The organism is Kineococcus lubricus (assembly GCF_050871965.1).
GTDB lineage: Bacteria > Actinomycetota > Actinomycetes > Actinomycetales > Kineococcaceae > Kineococcus.
In genome coordinates this window covers 25254-47265 of the sequence record NZ_JBJLSK010000002.1, presented here as the reverse complement: position 1 = coordinate 47265, position 22012 = coordinate 25254, and the positions used below count along the sequence as shown (strand labels likewise).

Here is a 22012-nt window from a genome sequence, read left to right as displayed (position 1 = left end):
CGGGGCACCGGGTCAGCGCACGTCGATCCACACGGTCTTGCCGTCGCGCCGGGCCCGCACCCCCCAGTCCGCGGCGAGCGCGTCGACGAGCTGCATCCCGCGACCGCCCAGCGCGTCCAGGTCCACCGCGCGGCGCACCGGCGTCGCCGGCTCGGAGTCACTGACCTCCAGGCGCACGGCGGCGTCGCGGACGGACACGGCCAGCCGCACCGCCCCCCGGCCGTGGACGAGGGCGTTCGTGACGGCCTCGCTCGCGACGAGCACCGCCGCGTCCCGGGTGCCCTCGGCCACCTGCGCCCGCCGGCACGCCGTCGTCACCAGCTCCCGCGCCCGCGCCACGGCCGTCGGGCCACCCGCCAGGGTCGCCTCCACGAGGTCCGCGGTCACCGGGACCGCCCGGGCCAGCAGCAGCACCACGTCGTCCTTGGCCTCCCCGTCCACGGCGGTCAGCAACTCGTCGCACACCTCCTCGGCGGACCGGCCCGCGAGGGACTCCAGCCGCCGGCGCAACCAGTCGATGCCGTCGTCGATCGTCGAGCCGCGGCGTTCGACGAGGCCGTCGGTGTAGAGCAGCAGCGACGCGCCGTCGGGGAACGGGTGCTCGTGCACGGTCCGGCCGGTGCCCGTCTGGCAGCCCAGCAGCAGTTCGGGGGTCCGGGCCAGGACCTGCACGCTGCCGTCGGGCAGCTGCACCAGCGGCGGCGGGTGGCCGGCGTTGGACCACCGCACCGTGCGCCCGCCGTCGGCGCCGTGGTGGACGGTGACCAGCACCGCGCTCGCCAGGGCGTCCACGCCGAGGTCGAACAGGGCGTCGTCGACGACGTCGAGCAGCTGCCCGGCGTGGGCGGGCACCGCGTAGGCGATGCCCCGCAGCAGCGAGCGGACCTGCCCCATGAGCGCGGCCGCCTCCCCGTCGTGGCCGCTGACGTCCCCGACCGTCAGCACGGCCGTCCCGTCGGCGGTGCGGAACCCGTCGTACCAGTCGCCGCCGACCCGGGCCTGCTGCGCCGCGGCCCGGTACCGGGTGGTCAGCTCCAGGCCGTCCAGCCGCGCGGGTTCGGACAACAGGCTGCGCTGCAACGTCTCCGACATCACCAGGGCGTTCTCGGTGGCCCGCCGCTCGGCGTCGCGGCGACGCAGCCGGAGCACCGCCTGGCCGTACTGGGCGGCCACGGCCCCCACGACCTCGTGGTCGGTGGGCGTCAGCTCGTGGGGGCGCCTCCACCCCAGCGCCAGCTCCCCGAGCTGGACGCCGTCGACGACGACGGCGGTCTGGACCAGCGTCGTGCACCCGGCGGCGGTGACCTCGGCGGCGGCGCTGCCGGCCGGCCGCTCGTCCAGCAGGTGCACCGCCACGGTCGCCGCGCCGAGCACGGACCGGCCGAACCGGCGCAGGACCTCGGCGGCCTCGGCGCAGGTGGTGGCGTCGATGAGGTCGAGCGCCACCAGCGCCTGCGCCGCGACCGTCCGGGCCGCGACCTGCTCGGCCAGGCGCGCGGCCTCCACCTCCCGGTCCCGCAGGAACAGCTCGGCTCCGGCGCCGTCGGCGCGGGCCCGTTCCAGGACGTAGTCGGTGATGTCCTCGGCGCGCTGCAGGATGAACTGCACCTCGCCGTCGGCGCCCCGCAGCGGGGCGTTGACGACCGACCAGTGCCGCGGGTGCAGCTGCCCGGTCCCGGGGTCCGTCACGTCGTAGCGCACGGCGGGCAGCACGTCCGTCTCGCCCGCCAGCACCCGGCGGAAGGACAGTTCGGTGCGGTGGGCGCCGTGCTCGTCCAGGTCCCCGTCCGGTGGGGGGAAGGCGTCGAAGACGTGCCGGCCGACGAGTTCCTCGCGGGTGCGGTCCAGCATCGTCGTGTACGCCCGGTTCGCCTCGACGATCACGAGGTCGCGGTCCAGCACGAGGTGCGCGGTGGGGAGGTGGGCGAAGAGGGCGTCGAGCCGCAGGACGTTCGTCATCCGGCTTCCTCCGCCAGATCGGTGGTTCCCGTGTCACGACCCTACGCAACGGCGCGTGGCCGTGTCTGCACTCTCCGACAGTCGGTTTCGCCGAGCCGGTCCGGGAGCGCCGCCCTCACCCCGTCTGCGCGAGGAAGGCCCGGTTCGCGGCGACGTTGCGCTCGACCATCCGCTCCCACGCCGCGGGACGGCGGCGCAGCAGCGCCCGGTGCGCGGCGGCGGCCGCGGCGACGACCGGCACCACCCGCTCCCACCCGCCGGCGCGGGGCACCCCGAGGGCGTCGGCCTGCTCGCCCTGCAACCGGCGGGCCACGGCCCGGGCCGCGACCAGCCCCACCCGCTGCGGCACCGGCGTCAGGTCGGCCAGCCCCGTCGCCAGCGCGTCCAGCCCGGCGGCCGTCAGGGTGCGGGAGTCCTCGTTGGGCGGGCCGGTGCGGGCGTCGACCTCGGCCAGCAGCGCCACGGCCGAGGGCCGGTCCACGACCGGGGCCAGCAGGTCGGGGTGGACGCCGAGCAGTTCCCCCAGCACCCGCCAGTGGTCGAGGAACTGCGCGTACTCCGCGTCGGTGGTCCCGAACCCGAGGCGGTGCGCCGAGCGCGGCGCCACCACCGTGAAGTCCAGCCACGTCCGCAGCGAGTCGAACTGGCTGATGGGGGTGTGCGGGCCGTCCTGTCGCACGGCGCGGCGCACCAGGGCGTGCCCGAGCCGCACGTGCGCCGTCATCCGCCACCCCGGCGCCCCGCGGACCAGCCCGCCGGGCAGCGACGCGGCCGTCAGCCAGCGGGCCGTGTCGGTCAGGCGCAGGTGCGCCGAGCCCACCAGCCGGCCCGTGCCCACCAGGATCGTCGCCGGCCCCGGGGGCCGGTAGGAACTGATGAGCGCGCCCGCGCCCACGTCGAAGACGTGCACGGCCTGCGGGGTCGTGAACGTGGCGCGCGCCCCGGCCCGCAGCAGGTCCGGGTCGGCGGCGTCGGCGACCCGCTCGAGGTCGGCGACGAACTCCCGCACCGGGGACGGCGCGCCCCGCGACCCGGCGTCCAGGGCCTTCGCCAGCTCGGCGCGCAGCGCGGGGTCGGCGCGCACGGCGTCGGCCAGGGCGTCGGCGAGCGGGTCCCCGTGGAACGGCGCCTCGTCGAGGTTCACCGGCGTCCTCTCAGCTCGTCCATCTCGCGGCGGTCGCGTTTCGTGGGCCGTCCCGCCCCGCGGTCGCGGGTCCCGAACGCGCCGAAGAACTCGTCGCGCGGCGGGGGAGGCGGCGACTTGTCGACGTAGGCGGCCTGCGCCAGGGGTGCGCCCACCCGCTTCTCCAGCAGCTGCACCACCTCGAACACCTTCTCGTAGCCCTCCGCGCGGACCCGCACCTCGTCCCCGACGTGCACGGCGGAGGCGGGTTTCGCGCGGTCGCCGTTGAGCCGGACGTGGCCCGCCTTGACGGCAGCGGTCGCGACGGACCGGCTCTTGAAGAGCCGGACCGCCCACGTCCACTGGTCGATCCGCGTCACGTCACGTCCCCGACAGGACCCCGTCGACCAGTTCCTGCGCCTCGTGCTGGACGTGGCGCAGGTGGTCGGCACCCTTGAACGACTCGGCGTAGATCTTGTAGACGTCCTCGGTGCCCGAGGGGCGGGCCGCGAACCACGCGTTCTCGGTGACGACCTTCAGGCCACCGATGGCCGCGCCGTTGCCGGGGGCCTCGGTGAGCTTCGCGGTGATGGGTTCCCCGGCCAGTTCCGTCGCGCCGACCTGGTCCGCGGACAGCTTCGACAGCGTCGCCTTCTGCTCGCGGGTCGCGGCGGCGTCGCTGCGGACGTACTGCGGGCGGCCGAACCTGCCGATGAGGTCGCCGTAGTGCTCGCTGGGCGTGCGGCCGGTGACGGCGGTGATCTCCGAGGCCAGCAGGGCCAGCAGGATGCCGTCCTTGTCGGTGCTCCACACCGACCCGTCCTTGCGCAGGAACGAGGCGCCCGCGCTCTCCTCGCCGCCGAAACCGACCGACGCGTCGAGCAGACCCGGCACGAACCACTTGAACCCGACGGGGACCTCCAGCAGTTCACGGCCCAGCGACTGCGCGACCCGGTCGATCATCGAGCTCGACACCAGCGTCTTGCCGATGGCCGCCCCGGCCGGCCAGCCCGTGCGGTTCCCGAACAGGTACTGGATCGCGACGGCGAGGTAGTGGTTCGGGTTCATCAGCCCCGCGTCGGGGGTGACGATGCCGTGCCGGTCGGAGTCGGCGTCGTTGCCGGTGGCGATCTGGAACTCCGAACGCCGGTCGATGAGGGAGTGCATCGCCGACGGGGAGGAGCAGTCCATCCGGATCTTGCCGTCCCAGTCCAGCGTCATGAATCGCCACGTCGGGTCGACCAGCGGGTTCACCACCGTCAGGTCCAGGCGGTGCCGGTCGGCGATCGCCTGCCAGAACTCCACGCTGGCCCCGCCCAGCGGGTCCGCGCCGATGCGGATCCCCGCCTCGCGGATCGCGTCGACGTCCAGGACGTTCGGCAGGTCGTCGACGTAGGTGCCGAGGAAGTCGTAGCCCTGCGCGGCCGCGCGGGCCCGCGCGAACGGGATGCGGCGCACCCCGTCGAGGTCCTTCTCCAGGTACTCGTTGGCCCGCTTCGCGATCCAGCCCGTCGCGTCGGTGTCGGCGGGCCCGCCGTTCGGCGGGTTGTACTTGAAACCCCCGTCGCGGGGCGGGTTGTGCGAGGGGGTGACGACGATGCCGTCGGCCAGGCCCGGGCCCGTGGTGCGGATCGTGGAACCGTCGCGGTTCGCGGCGAGGATCGCGTGCGAGACCGCCGGGGTCGGCGTCCAGGAGTCGCGGTCGTCGACGAGGACGGTGACGTCGTTCGCGGCCAGGACCTCCAGCGCCGACACCCACGCCGGTTCGGACAGGGCGTGGGTGTCGCGGCCGACGAACAGCGGGCCGTCGTAGCCCTGCTCGCGGCGGTAGTCGACGATCGCCTGGGTCGTGGCGAGGATGTGGTGCTCGTTGAAGGCGCCGTCGAGGCTGGAACCGCGGTGCCCGGAGGTGCCGAACGCGACGCGCTGCCCGACGTCGGAGGGGTCCGGCCGCGTGGCGTAGTAGGCCGTGACGACGTGCGCGACGTCGATGAGGTCCGAGGGCTCGGCGTGCTGTCCTGCGCGGGGGTTCGTCATGGCTTCCTCGTCACTCCTGCTGGTCCAGGCTCGCGTCGGTCGTGCCCGATGATGCTGCACCCGTCCCCGCCGGGCCGCCACCGCCCCCCGCGCCGGGCCGCCGCTCCCTCACCCGCGCCCGGGTTCCAGCGCGAACCGGGCGGTCAGGACCGCGATGTCGTCCAGGCCGGTGGGCCGCATCCGGCGCAGCAGTTCCGGGCCCACGTCGCGCAGGGGGGTCCGGGACAGGCCGGCGCCGGCCCGCAGGAGCCGCCGCAGGCCGGAGGTCAGCGACTCGTCGGGGTGCTCGACCAGGCCGTCGCTGTACAGGACCAGCGTCACCGGACCCGGGCCGTACCCCTCCAGGTCCACCTCGGCGTCCGCGCGGGCCAGGTCCGCCACCCCCAGGGGCAGGTCGACGACGTCGTCGAGCAGGCGCGGCGGCCCCTGCGCGGGCAGCAGCAGCGGCGGCAGGTGCCCGCCGTTGGACCACTGCAGCCGCGCGCCGCGGGCGGTGGTGCTCAGCCGGGCGTAGACGACGGAGGCCAGGTCGTCGGGGGCGAAGCGCTGCAGCACCCGGTCCAGGCGGGCCAGCACGTCCGAGGGCGGCCCGACGCGGTCCCCGGCCAGGGCGCGCAGCTTGTGGCGGATGGCGCCCATGCGCGTGGCGGCGTGCAGGTCGTGGCCCGCGACGTCGCCGATGACGAGGCCGGTGCTGCCGTCGGGCAGGCCGAACGCGTCGTACCAGTCGCCGCCGACCTGGGCCAGGTCGCTGGCGGGCTGGTACAGGCCGGCCAGTTCCAGCGGCCCGATGCGCTCGGCCAGGTCCGGCAGCAGCGCCCGCTGCATCTGCTCGGCGCGCAGCACCTGCCGCCGCAGGACGCGGGTGGTGTCCAGCAGGGCACCGGCGCGCGCGGCCAGGTCCGCGGTGAAGTCGCGGTCCCCGGGCCGGAAGGGGCGGGCGGCGTCGGCGCGCACCAGGGTGATGGCCCCCAGCGTCCGCCCCCGGGCCCGCAGCGGGGTGGTGATCCACTCCGCGGCCCCGAACTCGCGGGCCAGGGCGAGCCGCTCGCGGGCCAGGGCGTCCACGGCCAGGGCCGGCGCCTGCGCCGGTGGCGGCATCCGCTGGTGCTGCGGGGCGGCGCCGTGCAGGACCTGGGCCAGGCGGCTGGTCATGCCCGGGCGCAGCGGCGGCAGCGGCCCGAGGTGCGCGGCGGCGGCGGCGCGCAGGGCCGGGTCGCGGTGGGCCAGGGCCACCCGCTCCAGGCCGGTGCCGTCCTCGGCCAGCACGTCGACGGTGACCCAGTCGGCCAGGGCCGGGACCAGCAGGGCGGCCAGGGCGCGCAACCCGCTCACGACGTCGTCGCCCGCCTCGCCGCCCTCGCTCAGGACGCGGGACACCTCGGCCAGCAGGGCCAGCCGGACGTTGGCCTCCTCCAGCGTGTTCAGGCGCTCGCGCTGGCGGGCGGCCTCGGCGTGCTGGGCGTGGCTGTCGGAGAACGTCAGCACACCGCCGGTGAGGGTGTGCGCCAGGACGGTGGGGGCGAAGGCCCAGGAGGTGACCAGCGTCGAACCGTCCTCGCGCACGAACACCCCCTCGCCGGCGGCCGGGCGGGCCTGCCGCAGGGCCCGCAGGATCGGGCTGTCGGCGGCGGGCACGACGCGCCCGTCCAGCTGCTGCAGCTGCAGGTGCTCGTGCAGGGGGCGGGTCAGGAGCTCGGCCTCGGCGTGGCCCAGGAGGCGTTCGGCGGTGGGGGTGAGGGCGGTGACGGCCCCGTCGCGGTCCACCGCGATCATCGCCACGGGGGCCCCGCCGAACACCGAGGGCAGCAGGGCGGCGTCGACGGCGACGCGGGTGTCGCGCGCGTCCCGCCTCCCGGGGGGCGGTCCAGCGCTCACGACCGGCCCCGGGGACGGCGGTGCGGCGACGGTGCGGGTCGCTGCGCTGCCACCGCGTCCTCCTCGTGCTCGCGGGCGGGGTCGCGACGGGTGGTGTCGTCCTCGACGGTGCCCGTCCACGATACGAGGCGACCGGCCCGTCCGGCGCGCTCACACCTGCTCGGCCGGGCACCACCACGTCGTGCGGCCCCCGATCGTGGCGCGCACCATCCCCGCACCGCAGCGCGGGCAGTGGCCGCCGGGGGTGCGGTGCGGGACGACCTCACCGGTGTGGACGCCGCCGTGCCGCACCGCGTGCCGGATCGCGGCGCGCAGTTCGCGCCGCAGCTCGTCGAGCTCGGCGGCGGTGAGCTCCCCGGCGGGTCGGCGCGGGCTGAGCCGGGCCCGCCACAGCGTCTCGTCGGCCAGCAGGTTCCCCACCCCCGCCAGCACCGACTGGTCCATGATCCGGGCCTTGAGGGGCGCGGCGCCGCGACCGACGCGGGCGCGGAACTCCTCCCGCCCGACGAGCTCGGCGTCCGGGCCGAGGGCGCTCACGTCGGGGTCGAGCCGGACCCGCCCCAGGCGGCGCTTGTCCAGCAGCCGCAGCGACCCGCCGTCGGCGAAGGCGATCGAGAACCGGTACCAGACGCTGTCCGCGGGCGGGGTGTCCGGCCGCGGGCCGGCGTAGTCGCCGCCGACGGTGAGCCCCCCGTCCGGGGCGGTCACGAACACCCGGCCGCTCATGCCGAGGTGCAGGCCCAGCGCGGGGCCGTCCCCGGAGGTGTCGCACCACATCGACTTCCCGCGCCGGTGCGCGGCCGTCAGCGTCCGGCCCACCAGCGCGGTGCGCAGGTCCCCGGGGGCGTGCGGGCGGCACTCGTAGGTGTCGGTGTCGTCGACGTCGGCGATCTCGCGGTGCAGCGCACCGGCCTCGATGGCGGCGCGGGCGGTCTCGACCTCGGGCAGCTCGGGCACCCGCGGAACCTACCCCGGTCCGGGCGGCGCGGCCGGGTGACCCCGAGGGGGCCAGGTCCGCCGCCGCGGAACCCCCCTGTCGCGCGGTGCCGCCCACCTACAGTGCGCAGGGTGCGGAGGGTGTGTGCGACGGCGCTCGCGGTGACGGTCCTGGTGGTCACGGGGTGTTCCGGTCCCGGCGAACCCGCCGCCCCCGCGCCGCAGCCGGTCACGGTCGCCGTCGCCGGGGACGTCCACTTCGCCGGGTCCAGCGCCGCCGCCCTCGAACCCGGCGGCCTGGACGCGGTCGCGCCCCTGCTGCGCGCCGCCGACCTCACCGTCGTCAACGTCGAGACCGCCATCACCGACGGCGGCACCCCGGCGGGCAAGCAGTACACGTTCCGCGCCCCCGCGGCCGGGCTCGGGGCGCTGAAGGCCGCCGGGGTCGACGTCGCCGCCATGGCCAACAACCACAGCCTCGACTACGGCCGGGAAGGGCTCACCGACACCCTCGCCGCCGCGCGGGCGCAGGGCCTGCCGGTCATCGGGCTCGGCGAGGACGCCGACGCCGCCTCCGCCCCCCACCGCACCACGATCCGCGGCAACCGCGTCGCGGTGTTCGACGCGACGCAGGTCCTCGACTCCTCCCTGGCGCAGGCGTGGACCGCGACCGCCACCCAGCCCGGGCTGGCGTCGGTCCAGACCGCGGCCGGCGCGCGCCGCCTCGTCGACGCCGTCGCGGCCGAACGGTCCCGCAGCGACTCGATCGTGGTGTTCCTGCACTGGGGCAGGGAGTTGCAGGACTGCCCGACCACCGGCCAGCAGGAACTCGCGCACGACCTGGTCGCCGCGGGGGCCGACGCCGTCGTCGGGTCGCACGCCCACCTCCAGCTCGGGCAGGGGTACCTGGAGGCGGGCGGGCGCAAGGGTTTCGTCGACTACGGCCTGGGGAACTTCGTGTTCTACGCGAAGAAGGCCGTCACCGCGGAGACCGGCGTCCTGGAGCTCACGCTGCCCGGCACCGGCGGGGTGTCGGCGGCGCGGTGGGAACCGGCGGTCACCCGCTCCGGAGTCCCCGTCCCGCTGGAGGGCGCGGCCGCGCAGGAGGCGTTGCGGCACAAGGAGTCGCTGCGTTCCTGCGCCGACCTGGCCGCCTCCTGACGCGGTCGGTCAGTTCCCGTCCGCGCGGTCCCGGGGTCCGGATCGTTGGACCCTCGCTCCCGATGATCGGCAGCGAGGGGCCAACGATCCGAACCCCAGGGCCTCACCACCTCCTGACGCGGCGCGTCAGTTCCCGTCGAGGGTGGGGTAGTCGGTGTAACCCTCCGGGCCGGTGCCGTAGGAAGTGGTCGGGTCCAGCGCGTTCTCCGGGTGCCCACCGGCCCAGCGCGCGGGCAGGTCCGGGTTCGCCATCACCGCGCGGCCCACGGCCACGACGTCCGCGACCCCGTCGGCGACGTAGCCGGCCGCCTCCTCGCGGGTCGTCACCTGCGCGAACCCGGTGTTCACCATGAGCGGGCCGCCGAAGCGCTTGCGCAGGCCCTGCACGAACTCCCCGGCCGGGTCGGCGTGCAGGACGCTCAGGTACGCCAGCCCCAGCGGCTGCAACGACTCCGCCAGGTGCGAGTACGTCGCCTCGACGTCCGCGGGGTCGGTCTCCAGCGCGTCCTGGATGTTGTGCGCGGGGGAGGTGCGGACCCCGACGCGACCGGCGCCGATCTCGGCCGCCACGGCCCGCGCCACCTCCACGGTCAGCCGCGTGCGGTTCTCCGGGGAACCGCCCCAGGCGTCCTCGCGCCGGTTCGAGCCCGGGGCGAGGAACTGGTGCAGCAGGTACCCGTTGGCGCTGTGGATCTCCACGCCGTCCAGGCCGGCGTCGACGGCGCGGCGCGCCGCGGCGACGAACTCGGCCACGACGTCGCCGATCTCGGCCTCGGTCAGCGCGTGCGGGACGGGGAACGGCTTCTTGCCCTCGGCGGTGTGGACCTCCCCGGCGATCGCGACGGCGCTCGGCGCGACGATGCGGTCGGTGCCGGTGATGTCGGTGTGCGAGACCCGGCCGCCGTTCATGAGCTGGACGACGATGCGGCCGCCGCGGGCGTGCACGGCGTCGGCGACGGCCCGCCAGCCCTCCTGCTGCTCGGCGGTCACCAGGCCGGGCTGGCCGGGGTAGGAGCGGGACTCGGCGCTGGGGTAGGTGCCCTCGGCGACGATCAGGCCCAGCGAGGCGCGCTGGGCGTAGTGCTCGGCCACGAGCGGCCCGGGGACGCCGTCGGCTCCGGCGCGGGTCCGCGTCAGCGGGGCCATCACGATGCGGTTCGGCAGGGTGAGGTCGCCGAGCGTCACGGGGGAGAAGAGGTCCATGGTCGGCTGCAACAAGCGGACCGCGGTCCGGATTCCCGCCCCCGGGCCGACTCGCGGCGATCAAGGACACAGCCACGGCGATCAAGGACACAGCCACGGCGATCAAGGACACAGTGATGCGCACGATGGCCCCTGTCCTTGATCGCCGCCCGGCTGTCCTTGATCGCCGCCCGGCTGTCCTTGATCGCCGCGGAGGAGGGGGTGGCTGTCCTTGATCGCCGGGAGGGGGTGGGAGGCGGCGGACGTAGAGTTCACCCCCGTGTCCGGTCTCCTCGTCGCGGTCGTCTGCGCCCTGAGCCTGCTCGCCGGTGCGTGGGCCGTCGCCATCGTCGCCCGCGACCGCCGCGTCGGGCGCCCGATGCTCGTCGGCCTCGGCGTCGTCGAGCTCGCCGTCCTCGCCCTCGTGGCCGACGGCGTCGCGGCGCTCGCCGGCGGGACCCGCCCCGTCGAGACCGCCACCGCGATCGCGTACCTCGTCGTCGCGCCGTTCATCCTGCCCGCCGGGGCGTTCTGGGCGCTGGCCGACCGGTCCCGGCCCAGCACCCTCGTGATCGTCGTGGCCTGCTTCGCCGTCGTCGTCATCGCCTACCGCGCCTTCCTGCTGTTCGCGGTGACCCGGTGAGCGCCGCCCCCGCACCGCGGCCGCGCACCACGGGCCTGGGGCGCGTCCTCGTCGCGCTCTACGCCGTGTTCGCGATCGCCGCGGTCTCCCGCGCGGGCGTGCAGATCGCCACCGACTTCCACGAGGCCCCCCTGGCGTACGCGCTGTCCGCCTTCGCCGGCGTCGTCTACGTCCTGGCGACCGTCGGGCTGGGCCGCACGGGGCGCCGCTGGCGGACCGTCGCGTGGGTCGCGTGCAGCGTCGAGCTGCTGGGCGTCCTCACCGTCGGGGTCCTCAGCCTCGCCGACGCGGAGGCCTTCCCCCGCGCGACCGTGTGGTCCGGGTTCGGACAGGGCTACGGGTACGTCCCGCTGGTCCTGCCCGTCCTCGGGCTCGTCTACCTGCGCCGGGAGAGCCGCGCGGCCCGCACCTGAGCGGTTTCCCCGGCGAACCACCCGTGGGCGACGATGGTCCCGCCATGCACACCTCCCGGCCCGCTGAGCCCACCCGCCGCACCGCCCTCGTCCTGCTCGCCGGGCTCGTCCTCGTGGCGTGCGCCATGCGCTCACCCATCACCGGCGTCGGGTCGGTCCTGCCGCTCGTCTCCGACGACCTCGGCCTCGGCCCCGCCGCCGCCGGGGCGCTGACCTCGCTGCCGCTGCTGGCCTTCGCCGCCAGCTCCCTCGTCGTGCCGCGGGTCTCGGCCCGGCTCGGGCACCGGCTGACCCTCGTCCTGGCCCTGTTCCTGCTCGGCGCCGGGGCCGCGCTGCGCTGGGTGCCCGGCGTCGTGCCGCTGTTCACCGGCACCGCCCTCATCGGGGTCGCCATCGCCGTCGCGAACGTCCTGATGCCCGCGTTCGTCCGGGCCGAGTTCCCCCACCGCATCCCGATCCTCACCAGCACCTACGTCGTCCTCATGCAGGTCGTCGGCGGGGCCGCGTCCGGGGTCGCCGTCCCGCTGGCCGAGCACGTCACCGGCGGCTGGCGCACGGCGCTGGTGGTGTGGGCCGCGCCCGCGGTGCTCGCCGCGCTGCTGTGGCTGCCCCTGATCCGCCGCGCCCACGCCGAACGGGTCGAGCGCGCGCACGCCCGCACCCCGTGGCGGTCGCCGCTGGCGTGGGCCGTCACGGCGTTCATGGGGTCGCAGTCGCTGCTGTTCTACGTCCTGCTGTCCTGGCTGGCGACGATCGCCCGGGACCGCTCCGGCCTGGACCCCACCGCGGCCGGCGTCCTGCTGTCCGTCCTGCAGGTCGCGGGGGTCGCCGGGTCGCTGCTCGTCCCGGTCGTCTCGGGCCGCTCGGCCACGCGCACGCGCTGGGCGGCCGTCGGCTCGACCGCGCTGTCGATCAGCGGCGTCGTCCTGCTGCTGGTGGCCCCCTCCGCCGCCCTCGCCGCGGTCGCGCTCGCGGGGCTCGGCGGGGGCGGGTCCGTCGTGCTGGCGCTGGCGTCGGTGTCCTCCCGCGCCGCCGACGGGCCGACGGCCGTCGCGCTGTCCGGGATGGCCCAGGCCGTCGGGTACCTCGCCGCCGCCGTCGGGCCCGTCGCCTTCGGCGGGCTGCACTCCCTCACCGGCGGCTGGGACGTGCCGCTGGCGGCGCTGGCCGTCGTCGCCGTCGCGCAGCTGTGGTCGGCGTGGGCCGCGCACCGCGACGCGACCGTCCGCGCCGGGCGCGGGTAGGGGCGGGCCCCCCGACCTCGCGGGCTCCGGGCGACCGCGCCGTCCGAGCACGGCGCCCCGGCGCGGGTTCGACTGGAGCCGGCCCCGGGCGCGCCGCATGATCGAACGGCCGACGCGTCGGGCCCGGGTCGTCCGACCCGCGGCGTGGCGGGACGAGGAGGGGCGGTCGTGGCCGAGACGGGGGACAGCGGGGGCGGCGGGGGCAGCACCCTCGTGCGCGGCATGCGCAGCACCGTGGGGCGCGAGAGCACCACGTTCGGCTTCTCCATCCTGGTCACGGTGACGTTCGGGCTGCTGCAGACGGTGCAGGGCAGCCCGGACGTGCTGCGGATCGTGCTGTACGCCGTCGGCGCCGTCATGTCGTTCACGCTGCTCGAGGCGGTGCTGTCCCGGGGTTTCCGCGCGCCCGTGCCCCAGCACCGCACCAGGACGCTGGCGCTGGGCACGAGCCTGAACATCGTCTCGGTGCTCGCCGGGCTGGCCGCCGCGCACCTGCTCGCGCGGTGGGGTCCCCACGTCCTCGTGTGGCCCGTGGCGCCGTTCGTCGCCGGCGTCGTCCACCTCCTCGTCGAGAGCGTGGAGACGGCGCTCGCCGAGAGGGTCTTCGCGTGACGCGGGGACCCGGAGGCGCGGGAGGTGTCCGACCAGCCGGGCCCTAGGACTGGACGGACTCGTTCGACAGCTCGAACCAGACCGTCTTGCCGAGGGGGCCGACGGCCAGGTCGGTGCCCCAGCGGGTGGACAGCAGCTCCACCATCGCCATGCCGCGGCCGCTCTCGGCGTCGGCGCGCTGGGCGCCGACCAGCGGCATCCCGCCGCCGTCGTCGGAGACCTCCACCCGCAGCGAGGAGCCGTTCACGCGGCTGACGGCGAGCTGCACCATCCCGTCGCCGTGGACGACGGCGTTCGTGACGACCTCGCTGGCCAGCAGCAGCGCCGCCTCGACGGTGTCCTCGAGGATCTCGGCGGAGGCGACCCAGGGGGCGCACCACTCGGTGATGAGCCAGCGGGCGACCCCCACCGACCGCGGGTTGGGGGGGAGGACCACCTGGAACAACGGTCCTCGACCTCCCCAGCGCCCGCCCGCCGCGGCCCCTCCACGGCGTCCCCACCTTCGCGCATGTCAGCACAGTCATCAATGCGTGACGCACAGTCAATCACTCGGTCCCCCGGTTGTCCGCACGCGTCCGCACCGCGTCGGGTGGCGGCCCTCACACCGGCAGGTCGAGCCCGGCCACCTCCAGCGCCGTCACGAGCGCCAGCACCGCGCACACGACCCCGCCGATCCGGCTCACCGCCGCCACGCTGAGCTTGCGCACGATCGTCGCGCCCGCCGCCGCCGCCAGCCCGGACACCACCAGCAGCGCCGCCCACGCCCCCGCGAACACCGACACCGGGTCGTCGTAGCGGGCCGCCAGGCCCGCGGTGAACAGCTGCGACAGGTCGCCCCACTCGGCCAGGAAGATCACCCCGAAGCAGGTCAGCGCACCGCGCCAGCCCGGCGCGCCGCCCCGCACCTTCTGCTCGTACTCCTCCAGGGCCTCCTCCTCGGCCTGCTTCGCCTTCGCCGCGCCCCGGAAGAGGGTGAACGCCCCCACCGCGAACAGGACGGCGGCGGCCGCGGCGACCGGCCGGTCCGGCAGCTGCGCCAGCAACCGGCCGGCGACGACGGCGATGAAGCACTGCACGGCGAAGGCCAGCGCCACCCCGGTCCACGCCGTCAGGGGCTTGAAGCGGGTCGCCAGCACGAGCGTCGCGACGAACGTCTTGTCGGGCAGTTCCAGCAGCAGGATCGGCAGGAAGCTGGCCGCGAGGACGGTGAGGTCCACGGGTTCCTCTCGGGGGGTCCAACGGGCGGAGCGGCCCATGCGACCACGCCGGGGCCCGGCCGCGACAGCTCCAGCACTGCCTTTCGGCGGGCCGAAGAAGTGGTTCGGGAGCACCCGGTGATCCACACTGGGCCCGTGCCGGAGCTCCCCGAGGTCGAAGGGCTCGCCGCGTTCCTGCGCGAGCGCGCGGTCGGTCGCGTCGTCGCGGGCGTCGAGGTGGGCGCCCTGAACGTCCTGAAGACCTTCGACCCGCCGCCCACCGCGCTGCACGGCCTCGCCGTCACCGGCGTCGCGCGGCACGGCAAGTGGCTCGACCTCGACGTCGACGGCCTGCACCTGCTGGTCCACCTGTCGCGGGCCGGGTGGCTGCGGTGGTCCGACGCGCTGCCGAGGACCCCGCTGCGGCCCGGCGGCAAGAACCCGGTGGCGCTGCGGGTGCGGTTCGCCCCCGACGGCGACGACGACCCCGGCGCCCCGCCCGGGTTCGACCTCACCGAGGCCGGGACTCAGAAGCGCCTCGCCGTCCACGTCGTCCGCGACGTCGCGCAGGTCCCCGCGATCGCCTCCCTGGGCCCGGACCCCCTCGACGACGCCTTCGACCTCGACGCGTTCCGGGCGCTGCTGGTGGGTTCGCGCCAGCAGGTCAAGGGGCTGCTGCGCGAGCAGTCCGTGCTGGCCGGCGTCGGCAACGCCTACTCCGACGAGGTGCTGCACGTCGCGAAGCTGTCGCCGTACGCCCTGGCCGGCACGCTGCCCGACGAGGACGTGCGGCGGTTGTACGCGGCGCTGCGCGCGACGCTGCGCGACGCCGTCGCCGCGGCCGGCGGCAAGCCCGCGAAGGAGCTGAAGGACGCCAAGCGCGCCGGGATGCGCGTGCACGGCCGCACCGGGCAGCCGTGCCCGGAGTGCGGGGACGTCGTGCGGGAGGTGTCGTTCGCCGACCGGTCGATGCAGTACTGCCCGACGTGCCAGACCGGCGGGAGGACGCTCGCGGACCGGCGGCTGTCGCGGCTCCTGAAGTGAGTTCTCCAGGTGTTCGCTGTGAGGTCCTCGACAGGTGGCGCGGCGGGCGGTCCACTGTCCGCGTGACAGACCACGTGGACACCGTCGCCCCCCGTCCCTCGCGCCGCACGGTGCTGACCGCCACCGGCCTCGGCGCCGGGCTGCTGGCCGCGCTGCCGCTGACGCCCGCCGCCGCCTCCGCCGACACCACCGCCGACACCACCGCCGCCGCGTCCTCCGGGGACCACGGCTGGCCCACCCCGTTCGTCGTCGGGCACCGCGGCGCGAGCGCGTACCGGCCCGAGCACACCGTCGCCTCCTGGGAGCTCGCCGCCCGCATCGGCGCCGACGTCGTCGAGCCCGACCTCGTCCCCACGAAGGACGGCGTCCTGGTGTGCCGGCACGAACCGGAGATCTCCGGGACGACGGACGTCGCCGCGCACCCCGAGTTCGCCGGCCGCCGCGCCACCAAGGTCATCGACGGCGTCGAGTACGAGGGGTGGTTCACCGAGGACTTCACGCTCGCCGAGCTGCGCACCCTGCGCGCGGTGGAACGGCTGCCCGAGCTGCGCCAGCGCAACACGGTCTACGACGGCTGGTGGCAGGTGCCCACGTTCGCCGAGGCGCTGGCGACGCGGGAGCGGCTGTCCACCGAGCTGGGCCGGACCGTCGGGATCGTGCCGGAGATCAAGCACTCCAGCTACTTCCGGTCCCTCGGGTTCGACGTCGAGGCGTCCGTCGTCGCGACCCTCGCCGAGCACGGCCTGAACGCCGCCGACGCCCCCGTCGTCGTGCAGTCGTTCGAGCTGACCAACCTGGTCGAGCTGCGCACCCGGTACGGCCTGCGCACGCCCACCGTGTTCCTCACCTCGGCCGAGGGGGCGCCCGCCGACCTCGCCGCCGCCGGCGACCCGCGCCAGTACGCCGACCTGCTCATCCCGTCCTCGCTGCGCGACCTGGCCCGGTACGTCAACCAGATCGGCCCGTCCCTGGCGCAGCTGACGGCCGACCTGGTGGACGACGCGCACGCCGCCGGGCTCCAGGTCGTCCCCTACACGCTGCGCCCGGAGAACGAGTTCCTGCCGCAGGAGTTCCGCGTCGGGGACGACCCGGCGGCCTGGGGCGACGTCCTCGACTACGCCCAGCAGCTGTTCGCGACCGGCATCGACGGGATCTTCACCGACGCCCCCGACGTCGGGGTCGTCGCCCGGGAGCACTTCCTCGGCTGAGGTTCCGCCCGCGGGATGACGCCGAGGTTCACCCTCCGGCACGATGCGCCCCACCCCCGTCCCGCCCGATGCTCGTGGTGTCGGGTTCGCGGTGCGGGTGAGGGGGACGAGATGGACATCGTGGTGGGGATCGTGGTGGGCTTCACGGGTCCGGTGGGCGCCGTGCTGCTCCTCCTCACGGCCGCCGGGGGCCGGGCCGCGCGCGAGGGGAGGGGCGACGGGCAGCTGCTCGTCGCCCCGCGTGGCGCCCGCTTCGGCGAGGCGACCGACCTCGTGCTGGCCGCCGCCCGCGCCGAGGCCGCGCAGCACGCGCCGGTCGTGGACCTGCACGAGCACCGGGCCCGGCGCGGCGCCTCGGCGGGCCACGCCGCCTGACCCCTCGCGGGGCCGGGGGACGTGGCCCGCGGGTCAGCCGGTCACTGGACCAGGGCGGTGGCGGCGTCCACGGCCCGCTGCGGGACCGACGGTTCTCCGCCGAAGACCCAGCCGTCGCCGGCGGAGACGTAGTTCCCCTCGTGCGCGGTCAGGTACGCCGAGGTGCCGTCGCCGAGCCCGCCGTCGAAACCGGTGAACAGCAGCGGGACCCCGCCGGCGCCCGCGACGGGGGCCGCGGCCAGGGCGTCGGCCGCGGTCGCGTCCGTGCCGCCGACCAGGGCGACGCTCTGGCTGTCGAAGTTCTCCGTCGCGATCGCGTCGTCGGCGATCTTCGCGGCCGTCTCCTGGCGGTCGGCGCCGGCCAGGCGCTGGGTGCCGGCGACCTGGCCGTACACGGCGTCGGTGACGGCGTTCCCCAGGACGACGCGGTTCGCCGTCCCGAGCTCGGTGAGGGCGGCGGCCGTGGCCGCCGGGACCGTCCCGGGTTCGGTGAGCAGGACCGGGTAGTTCCGCGCCCACGCGATCGGGCCCGCGGCCAGCGCGTCGGCCGTGCCGGTGCCGGTGGCGATGAACACCTGCTCCGGGGCGTCGCCGGAGTCGTCGGCCGTGGCGACCATCGCCGCGGTCTCGTACCGGTCGGCGCCGGCGATGCGGTGCACCGTCCTGCCGGCCGCGGCCCAGGCGTCCTGCTGGGCCTGCGGGACGCGGTCGGTCCCGCCGACGATCCACACGTCGCGGACGCCGAGGCGCTCGATCTCCGCGGCCGTCACGGCGGGCACCGAACCGGTGTCGGTGTAGAGGATCGGGGCCGACCTCAACCCCGCGAGGTAGGAGGCGGTGAGGCCGTCGACGGTGGCGTACCCGTTGACGACGACCACGTCGGTGCCGTTCCCGTCGACGGGTTCGAGCAGTTTCGAGGCGGCGACGGCCGTGGCGAACCGGTCGGGGCCGGAGATGCGCTGGTCGAACGCGAACCCCGGTGCGGCCTGGGCGGGGGCCGCCACCAGGCCCACGAGCAGGGCGGCGGCGGCGGTCGTGGTGGCGGTGGTGGCGAGCGTCTTCTTCATCGTTCTTCTCCTCCGGGGTTTCAGCTGGTCGCGATCTCGCCGTTGAGGCCGGCGGGGTAGAACCCGCCCTTGGTGACGCCGGGACCCGGGGTCAGGTACACGATGTTGAGGACCTCCTGCGGGGTGCGGCTGAACGCGATGGCGTTCTCGTCGGCGGCGACGAGGTTCGCGCGGCCGCTCGGACCGGTGGTGATGCCCTGGTCCTTGTCCGCGCCGGACCCGTCGAGGGCGTCGCGGGCGTCGGAGATGAGGTTCGTGGGGGCGCTCAGGCCGTTCTCGTACAGCAGGGTCCGCACGATCCCGGAGTGGTACGCCTCGACGGCGAGGATGCCGGCGGCGGCCTCGAGGTAGGCGGGGGTGGAGATGAGCGGCGCGGCGCCCTTGTAGGCGGTCACCCCGACGTCCTCGAACAGGAACGCGCCGAGCAGGAAGAACGCCTCGGAGGAGAACGGGTCGAACGTCTGGCCCTGCTCGATCACCCCGGCCGCGACGGCGGCCCCCGTGAACGAGGCCTGCAGGTCGATGGCCGGGCGGGAGACGGCGGCGTTCCCGAGGGCCTTGCGCAGGAACTTCACGTGGGCGATCTCGTCGTTGGCGATCTCCTCGGCGTAGTAGCGCATCGACCGCGACTTGAACGGGACCCGGTGGCCCCCGGTGACCCCGCCCTGGGTCCCCGTCCCGGTGGCGAGGGCGTCGGCCAGTCCGTGGCCGTAGGCGGCGTAGCAGTAGAACTCCGCCTCCAGGTACTCCAGGTTCAGCGCGAAGTTCAGCACGCTGCCCTCGCTGGGGGCGGCGGTGGCGGCGGCCGCGGGGGCGGCCGCGGCGGTCCCCACCAGGCCGGCGCCGACGGCCCCGGCGGACAGCAGGCCCATCCCGCGCAGGAAGTTCCTGCGGTCCGCGGGCGTCTCCGAACTCCGGTTGATCATGTCGACGAGCAGTGTCTTCTGGAACATGGGCGGCCTTCGGCTCTGGGCGTCGGACGTCGACGCCGGTGCTCGACGCGGCAGGTGTCACGTCGTCGTGATCGGACGCCCGGTGTTCGGAGCCGCGGGCCGCGCGGATTGGGTCGGGGTTCGGATCGTCGGCACGACGCTCGCGATGATCGGGAGCGTCGTGCCGACGATCCGAACCCCCGGCCCCTCGCCTCGCCGCCGCCGGTCAGGTGGGGCCGCTGGGGGTCCCGGCGCGCGTGCCGGGCTGCAGGAGGGGCGCGAGGCGGTCCCAGCGGCCGATCTCGCAGCCGTCGTTCCGGGCGAACCTCGCGTCGACGGCGACGCCGTCCCAGGTCCCGGTGACGGTGGCCGTCTGCGGGCCGCCGTAGACCATCGTGCAGGCCATGTCCGCCGGGACCGGCGCCCACGGGTCGCGGGCGGCGGCGATGGCGGCGCAGGCGTTCTCCGCGTCGGGGTGGTCGCCACCGACGCCGTCGGCGGAGCAGGTCAGCTGCCAGGTGCGGGTCGAGCCGTTGCCGTCGTCCACCACCACGGTGAGCGAACCGTCCGCCGGGCTCGCCGAGACCGACCCCGACGGGCTGCTGCTGCTGTTCATGCCCGGTCCTCCTGCCTGCTGGTCGCCGCAGCCGCCGAGGAGGGCGAGGCCCACCACCGCGAGGGCGGCGGCGCCGGCCCGGGCGCTGCGCTGGACGGTCCTGCGTGCGGTCACGGGAGTGGGACGTCCCGTGCCGGCCGGCGGTTCCCCCGGGGGCGACGCGCGGGGGGTGACAGGCCGTCAGGGCCGGCGGTACGGTGAGAGTTTGCCCGGTTCCGGGTTTCCCCGGTATCACCACGGACATCCTCCCGCGGGACCCCCGGTGATCACAACGTTGTTGTCCTGCACCGGTTCCGGCAGAATCGACCGCCGAAACCCCGGAGGAACCGTGTCCGCACCCGACCACGTCCTGACCGCCGAGCAGGCCCACCTCGACCACGCCCGCGCCGAACTCGCCCGCATGCGCGAGCACACCCTGTCCCTCGTCCCCGACGGCGGGGACGCGATCGCCGACGAAGCCCTCGCCTGGACGCTGCACCGCCGCGCCGCCAGCCTCGTCGACGACCCGTCCAGCACCCTGTTCTTCGGCCGCACCGACCACGACGACGGCCAGTCGCTGCACATCGGCCGCCGTCACGTCACCGACTCCGCCGGCGACCCCGTCGTCGTCGACTGGCGCGCCGACGTCTCCCGCGGCTTCTACCGCGCCACCCGCGACGACCGCGCCGGCGTCGTCCTGCGGCGCCGGTTCGGGGTCGAGGAGGGGCGGCTGACCGCCTACGAGGACGAGCACCTCGTCGACCGCGACGAGGCCGACACCTCCAGCGCCATCCTGGCCCGCGAGATCGAGCGCCCCCGGTCCGGGCCGATGCGCGACATCGTCGCCACCATCCAGCCCGAGCAGGACGCCCTCGTGCGCGCCGACGCGCAGACCACCGTGTGCGTCCAGGGCGCCCCGGGCACCGGGAAGACGGCCGTCGGGCTGCACCGCGCGGCGTGGCTGCTCTACGCCCACCGCGAGCGGCTCACCCGGCAGGGGGTCCTCGTCATCGGCCCCAACCGGGCGTTCCTGTCGCACATCTCCGCCGTCCTGCCCGCGCTCGGGGAGGTCGAGGTCGAGCAGCGCACCGTCGACGAGCTCCTCACCGCCGCGCTCGACGGCCGCAAGCAGGTGAGGGTGCGCGGCACCGAACCCGCCGTCGTCGCGACCCTCAAGGGCGACCGGCGGATGGCCGAGGTCGTCCGCCGCGCCGTGTGGTCGGCCGTCGGGGACCCCGCGCGGGTCCTGGAGTCCGGGGCCGTGGTCGTGACGCGCGGCGCGCGGCGCTGGCGGGTCCCGGGGTACCGCGTGCGCGACGTCCTCGACGAGCTCACCACCCGCGGGATCCGCTACGAGGCGGCGCGGAACCTGCTGCCGCAGCGGCTCGCGCACGCCGTCCTGCAGCTGCTCGAGGCCGCCGGGGACTCCCCGGACGACGTCGTGCAGGACTCCGTGGCCCGCAGCGCCGAGGTGAAGCGGGCCGTCAAGGCCCTGATGCCCGCCCAGGACGCGGCGAAGGTCCTGTTCCGGCTGCTGTCGGACCGGGAGTTCCTCACCGCGTGCTCGCAGGACGTGCTCACCGGGGCCGAGCGCGACCTGCTGCTCTGGCCGGACCCCCCGCGCACCGCCGGTTCGGCGCGCTGGACGGCGGCCGACGCGGTGCTGCTGGACGAGGTCGCGGACCAGTTGCAGCGCACCCCGTCGCGCGCGCACGTCGTGCTGGACGAGGCGCAGGACCTGTCGGCCATGCAGCTGCGCGCCGTCGGCCGCCGCTGCACGACGGGCGCCGCGACCGTCCTGGGGGACATCGCGCAGGGGACCACGCCGTGGTCGGCGCGCAGCTGGGACGACGTGCTGGACCACCTGGGCAAACCCGGCGGTTCCCTGGAGGTCCTGGACCGGGGTTTCCGCGTCCCCTCCGCGGTGATCGACTACGCCGCCCGGCTCCTGCCGAGCATCGCGCCGGACCTGTCGGTGCCCCGGTCGGTGCGCGAGGACCCCGGGCTGCTGGAGGTCGTCGAGGTCGCCGACCCCGTCGCCCGCGCCGCCGCCGTCACCGCGGGGCTGCTGGACGTGCCGGGCTCGGTGGGGGTCGTCGCCGCCGCCGACGCGGTGGAGGCCGTCGCCGCCGCGCTCACCGCGGCCGGGGTGGGTTTCTCCCGGCTCGACGAGCCCGACGTCCACCAGCAGCGGGTCTCCCTCGTCCCGGCCGGGCTGGTGAAGGGCCTGGAGTTCGACCGCGTCGTCGTCGTCGAACCCGCCGCGATCGTCGACGGCGAACCCGACGCGCGGACCGGGCTGCGGCGGCTGTACGTGAGCCTGACGCGGGCCGTCAGCGCGATGGTGGTGCTGCACGCGCGGGACCTGCCCGCGGAACTGGCCGCCTGAGCCGGCGCGGGGGCCCGC

Annotated in this window: 21 protein-coding genes; 9 read left to right on the top strand and 12 right to left on the bottom strand. The window is 75.8% G+C overall.

Annotated elements, in window-relative coordinates:
* Positions 1-12: 12 nt before the first annotated feature.
* The 6 genes from ACRYRX_RS01480 to ACRYRX_RS01455 all read right to left on the bottom strand — a co-directional run bounded on the left by ACRYRX_RS01480 (position 13) and on the right by ACRYRX_RS01455 (position 7954).
* Positions 13-1959 (bottom strand): SpoIIE family protein phosphatase, encoded by a 1947-nt coding sequence (locus ACRYRX_RS01480; protein ID WP_432510019.1) that lies wholly within the window; start codon positions 1957-1959, stop codon positions 13-15.
* 115 nt (positions 1960-2074) lie between these two features.
* Positions 2075-3103, bottom strand: coding sequence for an oxygenase MpaB family protein (locus ACRYRX_RS01475; RefSeq protein ID WP_432510018.1), 1029 nt, complete (start codon positions 3101-3103; stop codon positions 2075-2077).
* On the bottom strand, positions 3100-3462 hold the full coding sequence (locus tag ACRYRX_RS01470) for an RNA-binding S4 domain-containing protein (protein ID WP_432510017.1): 363 nt from the start codon (positions 3460-3462) through the stop codon (positions 3100-3102). The genes ACRYRX_RS01475 and ACRYRX_RS01470 overlap by 4 nt, the downstream gene beginning before the upstream one ends.
* A gap of 1 nt (position 3463) precedes the next feature.
* Positions 3464-5119: a phosphoglucomutase (alpha-D-glucose-1,6-bisphosphate-dependent) gene (gene pgm, locus ACRYRX_RS01465; protein WP_432510016.1), complete on the bottom strand. Its 1656-nt coding sequence runs from the start codon at positions 5117-5119 to the stop codon at positions 3464-3466.
* 108 nt (positions 5120-5227) lie between these two features.
* Positions 5228-6997, bottom strand: a complete 1770-nt coding sequence (locus ACRYRX_RS01460) for a PP2C family protein-serine/threonine phosphatase (protein ID WP_432510015.1) — start codon at positions 6995-6997, stop codon at positions 5228-5230.
* A 150-nt stretch (positions 6998-7147) separates the two neighbouring features.
* Entirely contained in the window at positions 7148-7954 is an 807-nt protein-coding gene (locus ACRYRX_RS01455) for an Fpg/Nei family DNA glycosylase (protein WP_432510014.1), read from the bottom strand.
* Between the two features lie 111 nt (positions 7955-8065).
* Between ACRYRX_RS01455 and ACRYRX_RS01450 the strand changes: the two genes are divergently transcribed.
* Positions 8066-9094, top strand: a complete 1029-nt coding sequence (locus tag ACRYRX_RS01450) for a CapA family protein (RefSeq protein ID WP_432510013.1) — start codon at positions 8066-8068, stop codon at positions 9092-9094.
* 126 nt (positions 9095-9220) lie between these two features.
* Here ACRYRX_RS01450 and ACRYRX_RS01445 read toward each other — a convergent pair whose 3' ends face one another.
* Positions 9221-10297 carry an alkene reductase gene (locus tag ACRYRX_RS01445; RefSeq protein WP_432510012.1) on the bottom strand — a complete coding sequence of 359 codons (1077 nt, stop codon included), beginning with the start codon at positions 10295-10297 and terminating at the stop codon, positions 9221-9223.
* 259 nt (positions 10298-10556) lie between these two features.
* Between ACRYRX_RS01445 and ACRYRX_RS01440 the strand changes: the two genes are divergently transcribed.
* The 4 genes from ACRYRX_RS01440 to ACRYRX_RS01425 all read left to right on the top strand — a co-directional run bounded on the left by ACRYRX_RS01440 (position 10557) and on the right by ACRYRX_RS01425 (position 13188).
* The gene (locus tag ACRYRX_RS01440) at positions 10557-10919 is read left to right on the top strand and encodes a class II glutamine amidotransferase domain-containing protein (RefSeq protein WP_432510011.1); all 363 of its coding nucleotides are present in this window, start codon (positions 10557-10559) and stop codon (positions 10917-10919) included.
* Positions 10916-11332: a hypothetical protein gene (locus ACRYRX_RS01435; RefSeq protein WP_432510010.1), complete on the top strand. Its 417-nt coding sequence runs from the start codon at positions 10916-10918 to the stop codon at positions 11330-11332. Before ACRYRX_RS01440 ends, ACRYRX_RS01435 begins: the two co-directional genes overlap by 4 nt.
* Before the next feature lie 44 nt (positions 11333-11376).
* Complete coding sequence (locus ACRYRX_RS01430) at positions 11377-12576, top strand: MFS transporter (protein WP_432510009.1); 1200 nt, start codon at positions 11377-11379, stop codon at positions 12574-12576.
* A gap of 168 nt (positions 12577-12744) precedes the next feature.
* The gene (locus ACRYRX_RS01425) at positions 12745-13188 is read left to right on the top strand and encodes a hypothetical protein (protein WP_432510008.1); all 444 of its coding nucleotides are present in this window, start codon (positions 12745-12747) and stop codon (positions 13186-13188) included.
* A 43-nt stretch (positions 13189-13231) separates the two neighbouring features.
* Here ACRYRX_RS01425 and ACRYRX_RS01420 read toward each other — a convergent pair whose 3' ends face one another.
* Positions 13232-13624, bottom strand: coding sequence for an ATP-binding protein (locus tag ACRYRX_RS01420; RefSeq protein WP_432510006.1), 393 nt, complete (start codon positions 13622-13624; stop codon positions 13232-13234).
* A gap of 163 nt (positions 13625-13787) precedes the next feature.
* Positions 13788-14405 carry a TMEM165/GDT1 family protein gene (locus tag ACRYRX_RS01415; protein WP_432510005.1) on the bottom strand — a complete coding sequence of 206 codons (618 nt, stop codon included), beginning with the start codon at positions 14403-14405 and terminating at the stop codon, positions 13788-13790.
* Positions 14406-14540: 135 nt separating this feature from the next.
* Here ACRYRX_RS01415 and ACRYRX_RS01410 point away from each other — a divergent pair, with 135 nt between their 5' ends.
* The 3 genes from ACRYRX_RS01410 (at position 14541) to ACRYRX_RS01400 (ending at position 17011) form a co-directional block, all read left to right on the top strand.
* Positions 14541-15428 (top strand): Fpg/Nei family DNA glycosylase, encoded by an 888-nt coding sequence (locus ACRYRX_RS01410; RefSeq protein ID WP_432510004.1) that lies wholly within the window; start codon positions 14541-14543, stop codon positions 15426-15428.
* Positions 15429-15490: 62 nt separating this feature from the next.
* Positions 15491-16636 carry a glycerophosphodiester phosphodiesterase family protein gene (locus tag ACRYRX_RS01405; protein WP_432510003.1) on the top strand — a complete coding sequence of 382 codons (1146 nt, stop codon included), beginning with the start codon at positions 15491-15493 and terminating at the stop codon, positions 16634-16636.
* Between the two features lie 111 nt (positions 16637-16747).
* Complete coding sequence (locus tag ACRYRX_RS01400) at positions 16748-17011, top strand: hypothetical protein (protein ID WP_432510002.1); 264 nt, start codon at positions 16748-16750, stop codon at positions 17009-17011.
* A gap of 41 nt (positions 17012-17052) precedes the next feature.
* Here the strand turns inward: ACRYRX_RS01400 and ACRYRX_RS01395 are convergent, their stop codons facing one another.
* The 3 genes from ACRYRX_RS01395 to ACRYRX_RS01385 all read right to left on the bottom strand — a co-directional run bounded on the left by ACRYRX_RS01395 (position 17053) and on the right by ACRYRX_RS01385 (position 19740).
* Entirely contained in the window at positions 17053-18078 is a 1026-nt protein-coding gene (locus tag ACRYRX_RS01395) for a cell wall-binding repeat-containing protein (protein ID WP_432510001.1), read from the bottom strand.
* A 20-nt stretch (positions 18079-18098) separates the two neighbouring features.
* On the bottom strand, positions 18099-19031 hold the full coding sequence (locus ACRYRX_RS01390; RefSeq protein ID WP_432510000.1) for a ferritin-like domain-containing protein: 933 nt from the start codon (positions 19029-19031) through the stop codon (positions 18099-18101).
* A 205-nt stretch (positions 19032-19236) separates the two neighbouring features.
* Positions 19237-19740, bottom strand: coding sequence for an SSI family serine proteinase inhibitor (locus ACRYRX_RS01385; RefSeq protein WP_432509999.1), 504 nt, complete (start codon positions 19738-19740; stop codon positions 19237-19239).
* Positions 19741-19954: 214 nt separating this feature from the next.
* On the opposite strand from ACRYRX_RS01385, the gene ACRYRX_RS01380 reads away from it, so the two are divergent.
* Complete coding sequence (locus tag ACRYRX_RS01380; protein WP_432509998.1) at positions 19955-21994, top strand: HelD family protein; 2040 nt, start codon at positions 19955-19957, stop codon at positions 21992-21994.
* The last annotated feature ends 18 nt before the right edge of the window (positions 21995-22012 follow it).